At 59.7% G+C, this 14743-nt stretch carries 11 protein-coding genes, 1 tRNA gene and 1 pseudogene; all 13 read right to left on the bottom strand.

Annotated elements, in window-relative coordinates; genetic code table 11:
* Positions 1 to 586: 586 nt before the first annotated feature.
* Positions 587 to 689: transfer RNA gene (locus RYM47_RS10190), tRNA-Ile, on the bottom strand.
* A 92-nt stretch (positions 690 to 781) separates the two neighbouring features.
* Entirely contained in the window at positions 782 to 1333 is a 552-nt protein-coding gene (locus RYM47_RS10195; RefSeq protein WP_315387657.1) for a 3'-5' exoribonuclease, read from the bottom strand.
* Positions 1334 to 1406: 73 nt separating this feature from the next.
* Complete coding sequence (locus tag RYM47_RS10200) at positions 1407 to 1754, bottom strand: hypothetical protein (protein ID WP_315387659.1); 348 nt, start codon at positions 1752 to 1754, stop codon at positions 1407 to 1409.
* A gap of 21 nt (positions 1755 to 1775) precedes the next feature.
* Positions 1776 to 2027 (bottom strand): annotated as a pseudogene (locus RYM47_RS10205) (transposase); the annotation flags it as partial.
* Positions 2028 to 2211: 184 nt separating this feature from the next.
* A complete protein-coding gene (locus RYM47_RS10210; RefSeq protein WP_101098470.1) occupies positions 2212 to 2892 on the bottom strand; it encodes a hypothetical protein in 681 nt (226 codons plus the stop codon).
* A gap of 35 nt (positions 2893 to 2927) precedes the next feature.
* Entirely contained in the window at positions 2928 to 3665 is a 738-nt protein-coding gene (locus RYM47_RS10215) for a response regulator transcription factor (RefSeq protein ID WP_315387662.1), read from the bottom strand.
* Between the two features lies 1 nt (position 3666).
* Positions 3667 to 6126, bottom strand: coding sequence for a heavy metal translocating P-type ATPase (locus tag RYM47_RS10220; RefSeq protein WP_102789636.1), 2460 nt, complete (start codon positions 6124 to 6126; stop codon positions 3667 to 3669).
* 78 nt (positions 6127 to 6204) lie between these two features.
* Positions 6205 to 9441 (bottom strand): CusA/CzcA family heavy metal efflux RND transporter, encoded by a 3237-nt coding sequence (locus tag RYM47_RS10225; protein WP_101098472.1) that lies wholly within the window; start codon positions 9439 to 9441, stop codon positions 6205 to 6207.
* Positions 9442 to 9456: 15 nt separating this feature from the next.
* Entirely contained in the window at positions 9457 to 10653 is a 1197-nt protein-coding gene (locus RYM47_RS10230) for an efflux RND transporter periplasmic adaptor subunit (RefSeq protein ID WP_315387860.1), read from the bottom strand.
* 53 nt (positions 10654 to 10706) lie between these two features.
* Positions 10707 to 11960, bottom strand: a complete 1254-nt coding sequence (locus RYM47_RS10235; RefSeq protein ID WP_182338194.1) for a TolC family protein — start codon at positions 11958 to 11960, stop codon at positions 10707 to 10709.
* A 56-nt stretch (positions 11961 to 12016) separates the two neighbouring features.
* Positions 12017 to 12364 (bottom strand): hypothetical protein, encoded by a 348-nt coding sequence (locus tag RYM47_RS10240; protein WP_046272799.1) that lies wholly within the window; start codon positions 12362 to 12364, stop codon positions 12017 to 12019.
* 108 nt (positions 12365 to 12472) lie between these two features.
* A complete protein-coding gene (locus RYM47_RS10245; protein WP_101098476.1) occupies positions 12473 to 12844 on the bottom strand; it encodes a diacylglycerol kinase in 372 nt (123 codons plus the stop codon).
* Positions 12845 to 12917: 73 nt separating this feature from the next.
* A complete protein-coding gene (locus RYM47_RS10250; protein WP_315387665.1) occupies positions 12918 to 14633 on the bottom strand; it encodes a phosphoethanolamine--lipid A transferase in 1716 nt (571 codons plus the stop codon).
* Positions 14634 to 14743 lie beyond the last annotated feature (110 nt).

A 14743-nucleotide genomic window follows, 5' to 3' on the forward strand; every position in this document is an offset into this window, starting at 1 on the left:
AAGCAGCGCCTGCGGACGCTGGGCAGATCAGGGCAGGGGACGTGCGAGCTCTCATAATTGCCAGTCTAGCCCTCTTGGGGCCGACTGGCATTGATCACGATCAAGCCATCGCGCGGACTCAGCGGTGGCATCCGCCGCAGCAGGGGGATGCGGCCGGGGCGGCTGGCGTGTCGGCCTCAGAAGGGAGCACGGCGGCGATCACATACCGGAATTGACCGAGGAGGAGAAGGATCGGCAGACCCGCGAGGGTTTGGCCGACGTCGACGCTGGACGGACGATCCCGCACTAGGAACTACTGCAATGGGTCAGGCGACTGTCGGAGCCTTCTTGTTGAGGGTTTCCGTTGGGTCAGGAGCGTGGAAACTCTTGAATCCAATATTCAAGAAGGGCACGCGTGCCTGAGCAGTACTTCCGCAATGCCTCTGTCACGCGACTTCTGGTTCGATCAAGCCTAGCTCTGTAATCCACGAACTGTTGACGTCGAGGGGTGTTTCCTCGTTGAATCATGGCGATAGAGCCGATTCGGCTGTTTTTCTCACGAATCCCTGCCGACCCTCAAGTAGAAGCATTTTTCCGTCGTTGACGGTGGTGCCCCTGGTCGGAATCGAACCGACGTGTACGCGCTTATCTGGCGCGTGCTCTCACCGGGGTATAAGGCCGGCGCTCTGACCATCATGAGCAACAGGGGCGTGATCGATCGATGCGATCACGCCGGTATTCGAGGGTCGAGCTGGCTCAGGCGGTTCATGGGGCAAGCATACCGGGGATGGACGCTATGCCGCTATCCCCGGGCGCGGCGGTAGGAGTGGGCCCACGCCGGAGCAGAGATCCGGCCGGTCGCCACCAGCCAGGCCATCCGCAAGGCCTGCGCGTCCACCAACGCATGGTGGCGCCTGGCCCTATGTTCCGGATGGGCTGCGAACCAGTCCTCGACCAGCAGCCCAGGAAGGCCTTCCTTCGACATGCATGTCATGACCGGGGCCGGCCGGGGTCCGCATGCAGCAACCTGATCATCGGGAAGCTCAAACCCATCCAGGGCATACCGCAGCAACTGAAGATCGTTCGGGAAATCTGCCATTACCGCCGGCGCGTCGGCCTCGCTGAGGAAGGCGCGCAGCTCGGTAGTCAGGGCGGCATCCGGCAGGGCTGCGTCGCCGCGGTCTAGCAGCGGGTAGACGCTTTGACGAACGAAATCGGTAGGGCTTTCGGGCAGATCGGCTCGCTCGGCGTAGAAAAGGCGGTCTCCACCTTCGTTCACCAGCGCCAGACTCACGAGCTCGCTGCCCGTTATATCGGCCCACTCGGTGTCCAAGAAGTAGTACGTGGTGGCCATGATTGAATGGTGCCACAGCTTCCCGGGGAGGGCCGAGCCTGGAAGTGCGCCGAGGGTAGAATTCACCGATCCATCAATCGGTTAGCGAAGATCTGGCCGTGTTCGTAACGATTCCCTGCCAACCCTCGGTATGTGTCACAAGCACCGCATCCACTCCCTTGAGCACCTGACCGGTGTCGAAGGGAAGTTCGACGGTCGGGTTGCGCAATTCATTGCGATACGTTTCCGGGAAGCCTGGATAGGCGCCTTTAGAGGCCAGCATAGGGTCCACCAGCAATACGGTTTCGCCATACGTAATCTTAGCCGTGGCATTGCGTATCTGCTGGAACGACGTCGTCGCGCCCGAGACGCCTGCAGCATCTGCGTTGCTCTGGAGGCCTAGCGCCGAAAGCGTGCCAAGTGTAAGGGACAGCATTTTCATATGTCTTCTCTAATTGGAGTGATCGCGCTCCTCAGTCAGACGTTTCACCTCGGCCTTCAACCGACGCACCTCGGCTGAGTCCTTGGGCGTGGGCAACATCGACCCCTCTGGTGTGCCCGCCAAGGCCTCGCTCTTGGCCTTGCGGAGCCATTGGTAAAGGCTGTGGGATGAGACCCCCAGCCGCTTCGCAACCTAGGCTACAGCAAAGCCCCTTTGGGTAACCTGCTTGACCGCTTCGGCATTGAACTCATCCGTGTACTGCTTGCTCGCCATAGACACCTCTCTGGCTTCCATTGCTTATGGCTCTGAGATGTCTACGAAATCTTGGCCGGTCCAATGAGAACCTTTGTGCCCATGATAATTGTTCGCAGTTGATGAAAGCAGAAAAAAGGCTCAGGCGGCTAAACGGCCCTCACGAGAGCCATCCGTTACGCCGTCAGATGAGACGTACGTCTGGCTACTTTTTGCGTTTTATGGTTCTGCATCGGCCTTTCGCTGCCTTCTGCTTCCTACCCCCTGTCACCACATGCCTTGTAATCCACTGGGCAGCAGACGGTTCCGCGCTGAAGGTCCTAATGATCCTTTCAACTACAGTTGAATACCCCACCGTCGCACCTCTGAGCAGGTTGGTCCAGAACCGAGCAATGAGAAAAGACAGCACGCCACTCATAAGGACGGAGCCAAAGAACCAGAAATGACTAATGGGCGAGGTAACCTTCAGCCCCTTGGTAAACATATACGTCGCAAACATGCCTGCACCGGAATGCGCCAGCATTATCAACGACGTCGGCGAAGTGCGAACCCTGAAGACAACCGAGGTGGAAAGCGTTTCTACAGCCGACAGAAGAATCAGTAAAAGGCTTGCCGTTAATGCGGGGCACAGAAGCTGGCAACCAGACTGCTGCGTGTAAAGAAGGAATGGAGCCGCCAACAAGACCAGTGCCTCAAGGCACACGCTGGGATATCTCCTCAGGAACTGCCCCCAACTTCTTCGGGCTAATGCAAACATGTCCTGAATAAGGCTAGCCACCGTCATTGCGGCCATGCTGGATAGCGTGATACAGGCTGGGATCCAGAGCATCCTCTCCTCCGGTCCCGGCGCGAAAGGCTCCATAGCCACCACGCCCCAGGTGGCCATCGCAAGGAACGACACGATAGGCCATACAGCTTGGCTTACTTTTCGCATAGAGCTGCTACATCCGACGTGCAGGCTCTTCTTGGCGAGCCCGAAACGATCATCTCGGCCCCCAATCGATAGCCAAAGCGTGGCAGCGTATGTATCAACCTCTCGTCGAACCCCCCATCAACGCTTCGTCTGAGGGCGGACATATGAGATCGGAGCAGGTCCCGATCTGGCGGATCGTCCCCCCATAAAGCGTGCTCCAGCTCTTGGCGACTCACAGCCGAAGGGCTCGCCCGCATCAGAACTTGTAGCAACTTTCGGGATCCAGGGTAGAGCCGCAGCTGCCTTCCTTCCCTGGTCGCTATCAACGTTGCCAGATCGAGAGTAAGGCCACCGACTGTCAGCCGTCTGGTGGCCGGACGCCCTTGGGCGCGGTTTACTATCGCCTGAAGCCGGACTTCCAATTCCGGGATGTCAAATGGCTTGGTTACATAGTCATCCGCCCCAGAACGGAAGGCACGAATTTTATCGGACAGCTCCCGCCTGTCAGTAAGCATCAGAACTGGTACCGATACACCATGCTCAGACCGCAGCTTGCTGATCAGATCAGGGCCTTCGATACGCGGCAACGTCCAATCCAAGACGACTGCGTCATAGGTATTAGACACTGCAAGGTGCAGCCCTGTGACGCCGTCTCCCGCAGCATCGAGCTGATGCCCCCTGCACTCGAAATACTCGAAAATCGCCTTGGCAACCCGGAGATCACGGTCAATGACAAGAAGGCGCATGTCAGGACTGACGGTAGCCGAGAAGCCGAAGGGCATTGAACACCACCAGCAACGTCGAGCCCTCGTGCACGGCTACGGCGGGACCAATGCCAAGACCCATGATTGTGGCTGGAACGAGCAGTGCGACAACGCCAAGGCTGACATAGACGTTCTGACGGATCACCCCTCGGGTGCGACGACTGAGCTCCACAGCGAAGGCAACCTGTTTCAGGTCCTCGGACATGAGGGCAACATCAGCAGTCTCCAGCGCGACATCGGAAGAGGCCGCTCCCATCGCAATACCCACACTTGCACTGGCCATTGCAGGTGCGTCATTTACGCCGTCGCCCACCATCGCCACCCGCTCCGTCTCTTTTAATTGACGGATCGCCTTTACCTTATCGTCGGGCATGAGATTGCCCCATGCCTCGTCCAAACCGACGTCCCTTGCTACAGCTTGGGCAACAGTCTGATGGTCACCGGAGATCATGATCATCCGCTGGATGCCCAAGCTCCGTAACTTTTCCAATGCCTCACGTGCCTCTGGGCGCGGCGTGTCCATCAGCCCGATGATGCCCAGGTCCCGGTCGCCCAGGCGAACCGCCATGGTCGTTCTCCCAGCTTCGCGCAGTACATCGATAGCAGACTGCGCGTCAGTGGTGAGAGCTCCAATGCTACCGTTACCGAACATCTCTGCTTTTCCGATCCAGGCGCTGATGCCGTTCACTTTTGCCTGAACGCCGCTCCCCGCAAAGTTCGTAAGATCCGTCGCGCCCGTCACCTGGATGTCGCCCAGTCGAGCGCTCCCGTCGCGAACGATGGCTGCAGCTAACGGGTGGTCACTGAGGGCCTCTACGGCCACCGCAATTTGGAGCAACTCTTTCTCCGTTGCCCCCTGCATGACCTTGATATCGGTGATGCGCGGCTTGCCTTGGGTGAGCGTTCCGGTCTTGTCAAACGCGATGGCGCGGATCATTCCTAACTCTTCGAGCGGCGCTCCACCTTTGATGAGTACACCACCACGTGCGGCTCTTGCGATCCCCGCCAGAACAGCACTTGGCGTGGCTATGGCCAGTGCGCAGGGGCTCGCTGCTACCAAAACTGCCATAGCACGATAGAAGCTGTCACGGAATGGCTCATCAACCACAACCCAGGAGAAGAGAAGGAGTGCAGCCAGAATCAATACCGCAGGAACGAACACTCTCTCGAACTTGTCCGTAAAGCGCTGCGTGGGCGACTTCCTCGTCTCAGCCTCACTTACCATCTTGACGACGCGAGCGAGGGCGGATTCCCCTGATCTACGCGTGACTTCAACCTCCAAGGCGCCAGAGCCATTGATAGTGCCGGCGAAAACACGTGACTCCATTGCCACCGAATCAGACCGAACCCGTGCCAGGGCAGGGTCACTGACTGCCAGCTTATCGACCGGGATGCTTTCCCCGGTGACAGGGGCTTGGTCAACGCTGCTAGCCCCTTTGATAACGAATCCGTCCGCCGGCATCCGGTCATTGGGACGTACGACCACGACGTCTCCAGGTATCAAGGCTTCAACCCGGACTTCAACCACCCGTCCATCCCTCAGTACCTTGGCGGTCTCGGGGGCAAGCTTGGCGAGAGCTTCGATCGCACGCTTCGCCCGGCCCATCGCGTAATGTTCAAGGGCGTGACCGAGACTGAAGAGGAACAGAAGCAAAGCGCCTTCGGCCCATGCGCCGAGCGCGGCTGCGCCTGCCGCTGCAACCAGCATCAGCGTATCGATCTCAAAGCGCTTTAGCTTGATATTCCCGATCGCCTCGCCAAGCGTGAACCAGCCGCCAAAGACGTAGGCTGCTACGTAAAACGCTGTGGGAATCCAGGGCGTTTGGGTCAACCCAAGCTTTTCAATCGCAAATCCCACGATCAGGAGCAGGCCGCAAGCAAGTGAGAAGATCAGCTCACTATTGCCACCCAGGAGGCCCCCGTGGGAATGACCGGGGTCCTGTCCGTCCTTGTGATCGTGTCCTTCGCGCTGATCCTTCAAATCTCCCCTCGGACTCGGTGGCTCTTGCGCTACACCCAGCGCGTCAAGCTTCGCTCTCAGCTCCGCCTCGCCTGTCTTGGCTCTCTCGTACTCGATACTTATGCCGCCAGCTGGGCTGGTGGTGGCTTCAATGACGCCTGGTACGGCCTGCACTTGCGCCGCAATTGTCCTTGCCTTTCGTGCGTGAACGGCCGAACCAAGCTCCAAGAAAAGGTGGCCATACCGATCACCCAACTCAACGCCCATGGATGCCGCCACCTCTCGCACTCGCTGAAGCGAGACGATCTCGGGGTTGTAATGAATGCAGAGCATTCCGAGAGCTCCCTCGCCACCCTCGCACGCGTGCACGCGCGATACTCCGTTCATTTCCTCAAGGCCATCGACCAGCCTCTGCACGCAGCTGTCGTCGCGAGCGACGCCTGGGAGTAGTAGCGGCAGTTCGATTTCTGTGGTCAGGTTCATGTGTTCCCTCCAACGTCATAAGAATGGATCGGGAAGTCCGGCAGGCAGATGCGCTGCCGGACCCAAACATTCCATCAATCAGTGGGCAGTTTCCGGTTGCCCTTTGGGATCTGGCTTGGACAAACGGCCCGCAAATGTCGGCAGCACAAGCAGTGTGAGCACTGTGGCGGTCAACAGGCCGCCAATGACCACCGTCGCGAGAGGCTTCTGCACCTCAGCGCCAGACCCACTGGCAATGGCCATAGGAATGAAGCCGACGATCGCCACCAGCGCGGTGGTCACGACAGCGCGAATTCGGCTGCCGGCGCCGTTCATTGCCGCGATCAGTGGACTGTCACCAGCATCAAGCCTCTCTCTGATGGCTTGCATGAGCACCAATCCGTTCAGCGTCGCAACACCCGATACAGCGATGAATCCGACAGCGGCCGATACCGAGAACGGCATACCACGCACCAGCAATGCGAGAATTCCGCCAACTAGGGCAAGCGGGACGCAGGTGAACACCAAACCCGCCTCCTTTGCACTGCCCAATGCCATGAACAGGAGGCTGCCGATCAGCAGGAAGACAATCGGAACAACTGTCATGAGTCGCTTTTCAGCCCGCTGCAAGTTCTCGAACTGACCGCCCCACGTCATGTGCGCGCCCGGTGGAAGCTGTACGTCCTTCACCGCCGCCTGGGCCTCTCCCACAAACCCGCCCAAGTCACGACCGCGAACATTTGCCTGCACCACGACACGGCGGCTTCCGTTGTTTCGACTGATCTGGTTCGGCCCCTCGCTGATCTCGATGCGTGCGACAGAGGAGAGCGGGACGATGCCCCCAGTAGGCGTTGCAATCGGCAGCGATGCGAGCTGATCGGGGTCATTGCGTGCGTCGTCGCTGAGGCGAACAACAACATCGAACCGGCGGTCACCCTCGAAGATCTTGCCTGCCGCGGCGCCGCCAATACCGGTTGAAAGCGCGTCGCTTACGTCCGCCGCCGTGAGGCCATACTGCGCTGCTGCAAGATGATCGATCGCCACATTGAGGGTGGGTAGGCCGGAAATCTGCTCAACACGGACATCTGCCGAGCCCTGAACGTTTCTTAGCTTCAGCGCGATCTGGTCGGCAACAGCTTGCAGTTGTTCGAAGTTGTCGCCGTAGATCATGACGGCCAAGTCCGTACGTACACCTGAGATCAGCTCATTGAAGCGCAGCTCGATGGGCTGGCTGAATTCAAAGCTGTTGCCTATCTGCGAGGCGGCGATCTTTTCAAACCTCGCAATCAGATCCTCCTTGCTCAGGGAAGAGTCTGGCCACTCCTTTCTTGGCTTAAGTACGATCACACTGTCGGAGATGTTGGTCGGCATGGGGTCGATAGCTGCTTCTGCGGTACCGGTCCGCGAGAAGACCGTCACGACCTCTGGTTCAGCAGCAATAGCCTTCTCCAGCGCCAACTGCATAGCCAACGATTGCTCAAGCGACGTCGATGGCACACGCAATGCCTGCATGGCGAGGTTTCCCTCATCAAGGGTTGGCATGAACTCTCGACCCAGCATCGTAAAGCCGACCACGCCCATCCCGAGCATCAAAAGGGCGCTAGCGAACACTGCCTTGGGCCTACGAATCGCCGCTTGGATCGCCGGTTCAATACGGCCGCGCAGGACGCGGATGATTGCTGTCTCATGTTCTTCGTCCTGGTCGCCCTCGTGTCCCTCCTTCTTCGCATGGAGCTTGGGTTCCCTGACCAGCAGGGCAGCCATCGCCGGTACGAAGGTAAAGGAGAAGATGAACGCGCCAACGAGGGCGAGCATGAAGGTGGCGGCCATCGGGTGGAAGGTCTTGCCTTCCACACCTTCCAACGTAAGGATCGGTGCGAAGACCAACAGGATGATCACCTGGCCGAACGCTGCAGGACGCGCCATCTTCCTCGCCGAGTCGGCGGCCACACGCAGTCGCTCCATTGCATTGAGGGGTCGGCCAAGTTCGGCACGCCGCTTCCCAAGCATCAGCAGGGTGGACTCGATCACAATTACCGCGCCATCTACAAGGATGCCGAAGTCCAGCGCTCCCAAGCTCATCAGGTTGCCGCTGATACCGAACTTGTTCATGCCGATAACAGCGAACAGGAACGACAGCGGAATAACCAAGGCGGTGATGGCTGCCGCACGCAGGTTGCCTAGCAGCAGGAACAGCACAACGACGACCAGCAGGGCACCTTCGGTTAGGTTCTTGGCGACAGTCTTGACAGTGGAGTTAACCAGCACACTACGGTCCAGCACTGGCTCTGCGAAGATCTCGGCGGGTAGGGATTCATTGACCTGTGCCAGACGCTCAGCAGCAGCTTGAGCGACGGTGCGGCTGTTGCCGCCAGCGATCATGAGTGCCGTGCCCAGTACTGCCTCATGACCGTTTCGGCTAGCTGCACCAAGCCGTGGGGCGCGCCCCATCCCGACCTCGGCAACATCGGCCACCCGGATCACCACGCCGTCCTTGGTGGCAACCGGCGACTGAGCCAGGTCGTCGGTCGTCAGGGCAAGGCCGTCGGCCCGAACGACCAGTCCTTCGCCCGCACGCTGGACGAAACCGGCACCAGCCTGGACGTTGGAGCGTTCCAGAGCTTGGACCAAATCGGCCAGACCCAGGTTGTATGCCGCCAGTCGAGCGCTGTCGGGGTAGATGCCGTATTCCTTGACGTAGCCACCTACGGTATCAACACCGGCCAGGCCGGGGCTGGAGCGCATCTGTGGTGCGATGATCCAGTCCTGGACAGTACGCAGGTACGTTGCGCGCTCCTGGGCGGTTCCAAGTCGATCGCCCTCTGGTGTCAGGTAAACCTCACCTTCTTGCCAGCCAGCCTGGCCGGGCTTGGCTAGCTTCTTGGGGTCAAATGGCTTGAAGTCCACCGTCCACATGAGAACCTCGCCCAGCCCGGTTGTAACCGGGGAGAGCATGGGGGACACGCCCTCGGGCAGATCTCCGGCAGCCTCCCGCATCCGCTCTGCCACCTGCTGGCGGGCGAAATAGATGTCGGTCTGATCAGTAAAGATCGCCGTGACCTGAGAGAAGCCATTGCGTGACAGGGAACGAGTGGTGTTCAGACCCGGGATTCCGGCCAAGGCCGTTTCCAGAGGATAGGTAACCTGGCGTTCAATCTGCTCCGGAGTAAGGGCAGGTGCGATGGTATTGATCTGAACTTGGCGGTTGGTGATATCTGGTACAGCATCGACTGGCAGCTTGCTCAGTTGGAACAAGCCAAAGCAGGCAATCAATGCAGCCAGAAACACCACGAGCCAGCGGAACTTGACCGCTGCTTCAATGATGATCTTGAACATGGTGTATGAGTTCCCTTAGTGGCCGTGCTCGGCTTCACCCTTGGCCAGTTCGGCCTTGAGCAGGAAGGCATTGGCGCCTACGAGGCGCTCACTACCCGTCAGGCCGCTAAGGATTTCGATTCGATTACCTGCACGACGGCCAGCGAGTACCGGCGTTGCCTTGAAACCACCCTCGACGGCAACGAAGACAACACTTCTGCCATCAACGCTTTGGACCGCATCTGCCGGCACGCTCATGCCTCCGGCGGCGCCATCGGCGATGATGACGGCCGAAACGGGGGAGCCGGCCGGTGGCAACTTCTCCGAAATTGGTTTGGCGCGAATGGTCGCGGTGCCGCCCTGCTGCATCACATTCGCAGCGGCGGCAATGACCTCAGCTTCGAAGCTTCCGCCCGGGCCAGTCACTTCCAGCTTCATTCCGGGCACCGCGAGAGTGGCCAGTGCTGGCGGCGCAGTGAATACGAGTTCATTCATGTCGGGATTGGAAACCTCCGCAACAAGCGTCCCAGCTGAGACGACGCCACCGGGCGTCACTTGGACGTTGCCAACCAAGCCAGCGACAGGACTCGAGATGGTCACCCGGCCGGAACTGTCCGGAGACCCGCTGGCCGCAACCTGCGCACGTGCAGCACTAGCGGCAGCATCCGCGGCCAAAGATCGCGCACGCGACGCCTCCAGCTCCTGGCGTGCCACTACGCCTTGCTCGACAAGGGATTTATCGCGGCCGTAGGCCAGGCGGATGGCTTCGGCCTCCGCCGCTGCGGCAGTAGCGGCGGCCTTGAACGTCGCGGCTTCTCCACTGACAACGATCACCAGGGGCTGGTTGCTCTTGACGGCCGTACCAGGTGCAACAAGCACGCGTTCAACGCGGCCGGTGACCGTTGATGCGATCGCAGCACGCCCCCCGATGGCCGGCTCGACGCGCCCAGCTAGGCGGGTCGATGCGCCACCGCCGCGCCCGACAGCCACCACGCCGATGCCAGAAGCCTTGATCTGGTCAGGGGTCAGCTTGACTACACCTTCCTCGGCCTCCTCTTCGCCGTGATCGCCATCGCCATCACCCTCACTGTGCGCCTCGGCGGAGCCCGGCTTAGCGTCAGCTGCGTGATCGTCGTGACCGTCATCCTTGCCAGCCGGCTTCTCTGCCTGGGCACCACTGGATTTAGCATCCTCCTGGGCACCGCCACTGCATGCGGTCAGCCCGCCGGTCATCAGCAAGGTAGCCAACAGCGTCGCTCCGATGAGCGTTTTGTTTCCGTACTTGTTCATTTTGCCTCCACAAACGGTGCGCGCCCTTCAAGGCGGGCGAGGTCGATTTCTGCTGCCACCCGGCTAAGACGGGCATCCACAGCACTGCCACGAGCAGCGATCAGGGTTGATCGCGTGCTACGCAGCTCCAATTGCGATATACGACCTGCCTCGAATCCGATGCGGGCCAGCCGATAGGCTTCGTCTGCAGCTTGTACGCTCTCATCTGCGGCCCGTGCGCGGCTGTTGGATGCTTTGAGACTCGCAACTGCCCCCAAGCGGGCTGCTTCACTGTCACTCTTCTGAGCAACCAGAACCGCTTCGGCAGCACGTTGTTCCGCGTAGGCGGCCTGGATCGCACCGCGGTTACGGTCAAATAGGGGGATCGAAAGGCTGATGCCCACGTTGTAGGCCTGGTCGCCTGCTTGGCGGAAGCGCGTCTGAGCCACGGACGCACTCAATTGTGGCAAGGCACGCTTGCGCTCGACATCTATAAGGCGACCGGAGGCCTCCGCTTCAGCCTGTGCAATGCGAACGGCAAGCGGGGGTGCCTCAATAGCGACTGGGTGAGAGGGCACGCGGTCAAGCAGGCTTTCACCGATGTCGGTCAGGGGACTGTCCACCAAGGACACCCCGGCCAGGCGCGCAAGCGCCGCATCCCGGTAGGCCTCGGCCTCATCCAGGCTTGCCTTCGCATTGGCGACCTCGCTCCGTGCCTGCACACCGCGCAGGTTGGGCTCACGGCCCTCGCTGACCATCGCAGCCACGGCCTTAGCGTCCTGTTCAATCAACGCCAATGCTTCGCTGGCCAGTTCATAACGGCGCAACGCAGCCTCTGCTTCGGCATATGTTGCCGCCAAGCGCCCGGCTGCGTCACTGCGCATCAGATCACCCCGTAAGCCTGCCGCGCCTGCCTCCGCACGCGCGGCGCGCACTCGGGCCCCTCGTTGACCCCAGATCTCCAATGGCTGGGAAAGCGTGACAATGCTGTCAGCGTTGGAAAAGCCTTTATAGGGTCCCGTGCCGTATGCATTTTCCGCTTCGATGGAGACCGTTGGATTGGGTAGTGCCCGAGCCTGTTGTACCCGCGCCTCGGCGGCCTCAGCCAGCGCGACGCCCTGGACGGTCGCAGGCATCTGGTCCAAGCGAGAAAGCAACGATTCGTAAGATGGTGCAGTTTGAGCAGCCACATGTCCGGTTGGCACCAACGCCAACAGAATAGCCACAGCCAACCCGGTCGCTGAAAGCGACCGGCCTGTCAAAATCGACATAAAAACTCCCGTAAATTATCTGAGCGAATGACCCGCAAGTGCGGGGCAGAGCCAGATCAGATACGGGGGGGGCGCATGGGACCGTCGAGTCGGAACGCGTAGACGTCCGCGTGCTTGGTACTGTGCAGCGAGATCCGGCCATCGGCGAAGAGATCATCGTGACCGGCAGTTGGCAGGCTTGCCGTTGAATGGTGGCAATGCCCATGGCCACAGGCATCGGCGCCAGACGAATCCTTGCCCTTGCCGGGGTCCTGGTCCGATTCGCCTGAGACGCCGTGCATGTCACCTACGGTGGCTGGAGCCTCCTGCGCGCATGCCAATGCCTCAGCCACGGGCACGACCACGAACACCGCCAGAAGCAGCAGCATCAGGTACATACGGATGGCGGGCAGAGAGCGACGCATGGGGGAAGGCTAGCAACCTCGTCTGGACGGATACAATTACATAGAAATACTACAGTTACGACACCGGACGCGCTGTCGGGTCCTGTTCAGGTTAGGGTGCCTAGAGGGTCAACCCAGCAGAACCAGGGCCCAAATGAGCGCCACGTTGCAAAGAGCCACGAACACAGCGCCCGAACCCATGTCTTTGGCGCGACCGGCCAGCTCATGGATCTCTGGGCCGTAGCGTTCGATAACCGCTTCGATGGCGGAGTTCAGCAGCTCCAAGGCCAGCACAGCCAGCACGCTCCCCATTAGAAGTGCTCGCTCTACCGCTGAGTGGCCCAGCAGAATCGCTGCCGGTAGTGCCACCACGGCCGCGACAACCTCGAGTCGAAACGAGGATTCATGCAGCCAAGCTGATCGTAGTCCTTGGAGGGACCAGCGGAGCGCCTTGAAGACGCGGGCAATGCTCCGCGGACGATGACCGTACATATCTGCCACTGCGTTGCTTCCTTAATTTAGGACCCCAAGAGCCGCTGCTGGGCGCTTCCAGCAGCGTGCTCGTTGTCGCCCGTTATGGGGTGGACCCGGAGTTGATGGAACAACCGGAGAAAAGATTCAGGCTTTCGTCCAACGACTTCGTCCGGACCTGCATGAGGCCGAGTACAGAATGGAAGAGGTTGTCGTGGCTGGCCGGCCGCTTTGATCGGTCCCGGACACATTGAAGGTCCAGGTTGTTGCTGCTCTTCATGCCCTCGGACATCCACATGACCATGGGCACTTTGATCTGAGTGTCGGGAGCAATGGCATAGGGGAGACCGTGGAGATAGACGTTCGCCTCGCCCAGTGACTCACCGTGGTCGGATACGTAGATCAATCCAGTGTCATGGCTTTGATCCTGCTCAAGCATGCGGATGGCCTTTCCTAAGAAGTCATCTGTTGCAAGAACTGCGTTGTCATACGCATTGACGATCTGCTGGCGTGTGCACTTGCCCAGATCTGCATTGCGGCAGTCAGGCGTGAACCTCCTCAGACCCTCGGGATATCGCTTGTAGTAGCTCGGCCCGTGGTTCCCCAGCTGATGCAGAACGACCACAACATCACCCGGATTGTCATCGATCGCGTCATGCAATCCCCGCAACATGATCTCATCGCGGCACGCTTGGTCATCGCACAACCCATCCTTGATAGGCACGCGGAAGGACTCAAACGCCAGGTCCGCGCAAACCCCCTTACAACCTGTCTGGTTGTCCCGCCATAACGTCTTGATGCCAGCTCGCTCAAGCACATGAAGCAGCGACTCTGAGCCCCTGATCTTGTCTCGATCGTAGTCTCGCCTTCCATACACCGAGAACATACAAGGCACGGAAACTTCAGTATTTGACCCGCAGGCAGTCACGTTCGAGAAGTTGACAACGTCCGATGCCGCCAGCTGTGGCGTTGTCTGCCGGCTATATCCATTCAGTCCCCAGTTCTGCGCGCGAACCGTCTCGCCTACGACTATGACCAGAAAGTGTGGCTTCGCACCTGGTGGATGGGGCTTCATTCTGGCGTCTGGACCGACCACCTGAATCGGACCCCGTTCGGCTCGCGTCTGTTCTCGGACAACCTTGGCAATGGAAGCAAGATAGTTTCCGGGTGTTGCCAAGTACCTGACTGGCTTGTGGTTACGCATGAGCGAGGACAGGTTGTCGAACGAGGCGAAGGCCGCGCCAGTTATGACCACGACAGAAACGCCGAGCAGAAGGACTCTAGCAAGTACGGCGCTCGCCAGACTGGAGGGACGCCGGATCCGAACCGTACATGCCACGACGGCTGGAAACACGCCTTTCATCAACACCGTAAGGAAGAATCCCCAGGTCAGCAGCTCGCCAGCCTCTGCGCTGTCAGTCTTCAGCACGTTTCGCACCATGCTTGCATCGAAGTAGACGCTGTAATTGTCTGAGTTGTAGGCGGCAGCAGCGGACACGACAAGAAGCAAGGAAACGACGGGCTTTACCGTCCATCGAGTGCACAACAACCCAAGAATGAGTACGTTCAAGGAGGTAAGAATCGCTGCCGTTGACAAGAGAAGCAGCGCACGGGCCGCTCCATCAACACCACTCTTGGCGATGACCTCTGCAAAGAAGGCGTTGTTGAGGAACAACGTGAAGTACAACGCCACAACGATGATCAGAGTACTGATCCCCAGCTGAGGTCCCCTGACATGCCTGCCAAGCCGACCGAGTGGATCTAAGACAGCTCGGCCTTGCCGATCACTCCGGCTGAAGCATTTTTTCAAGTAGTCCATTTGTTTTTCCGTTTGATGGACCCGCAGACGCGCTCATGGCGAGTACGCCGGCGCTGTGCAAACCGAAGTCGCTGTGCTCGCGGGTCTACTTAAGGGGCGCTCAGAGGGGC

The organism is uncultured Stenotrophomonas sp., assembly GCF_963519125.1.
GTDB lineage: Bacteria > Pseudomonadota > Gammaproteobacteria > Xanthomonadales > Xanthomonadaceae > Stenotrophomonas.

Bases quoted from the DNA above. Each gene is read 5' to 3' on its own strand.
- RYM47_RS10210 (WP_101098470.1), bottom strand. From the start codon at position 2,892: ATGGCCACCTGGGGCGTGGTGGCTATGGAGCCTTTCGCGCCGGGACCG.
- RYM47_RS10250 (WP_315387665.1), bottom strand. From the start codon at position 14,633: ATGGACTACTTGAAAAAATGCTTCAGCCGGAGTGATCGGCAAGGCCGA.
- RYM47_RS10235 (WP_182338194.1), bottom strand. From the start codon at position 11,960: ATGTCGATTTTGACAGGCCGGTCGCTTTCAGCGACCGGGTTGGCTGTG.
- RYM47_RS10195 (WP_315387657.1), bottom strand. From the start codon at position 1,333: ATGGCCACCACGTACTACTTCTTGGACACCGAGTGGGCCGATATAACG.
- RYM47_RS10215 (WP_315387662.1), bottom strand. From the start codon at position 3,665: ATGCGCCTTCTTGTCATTGACCGTGATCTCCGGGTTGCCAAGGCGATT.
- RYM47_RS10200 (WP_315387659.1), bottom strand. From the start codon at position 1,754: ATGAAAATGCTGTCCCTTACACTTGGCACGCTTTCGGCGCTAGGCCTC.
- RYM47_RS10230 (WP_315387860.1), bottom strand. From the start codon at position 10,653: ATGACCGGCGGGCTGACCGCATGCAGTGGCGGTGCCCAGGAGGATGCT.
- RYM47_RS10220 (WP_102789636.1), bottom strand. From the start codon at position 6,126: ATGAACCTGACCACAGAAATCGAACTGCCGCTACTACTCCCAGGCGTC.
- RYM47_RS10240 (WP_046272799.1), bottom strand. From the start codon at position 12,364: ATGCGTCGCTCTCTGCCCGCCATCCGTATGTACCTGATGCTGCTGCTT.
- RYM47_RS10225 (WP_101098472.1), bottom strand. From the start codon at position 9,441: ATGTTCAAGATCATCATTGAAGCAGCGGTCAAGTTCCGCTGGCTCGTG.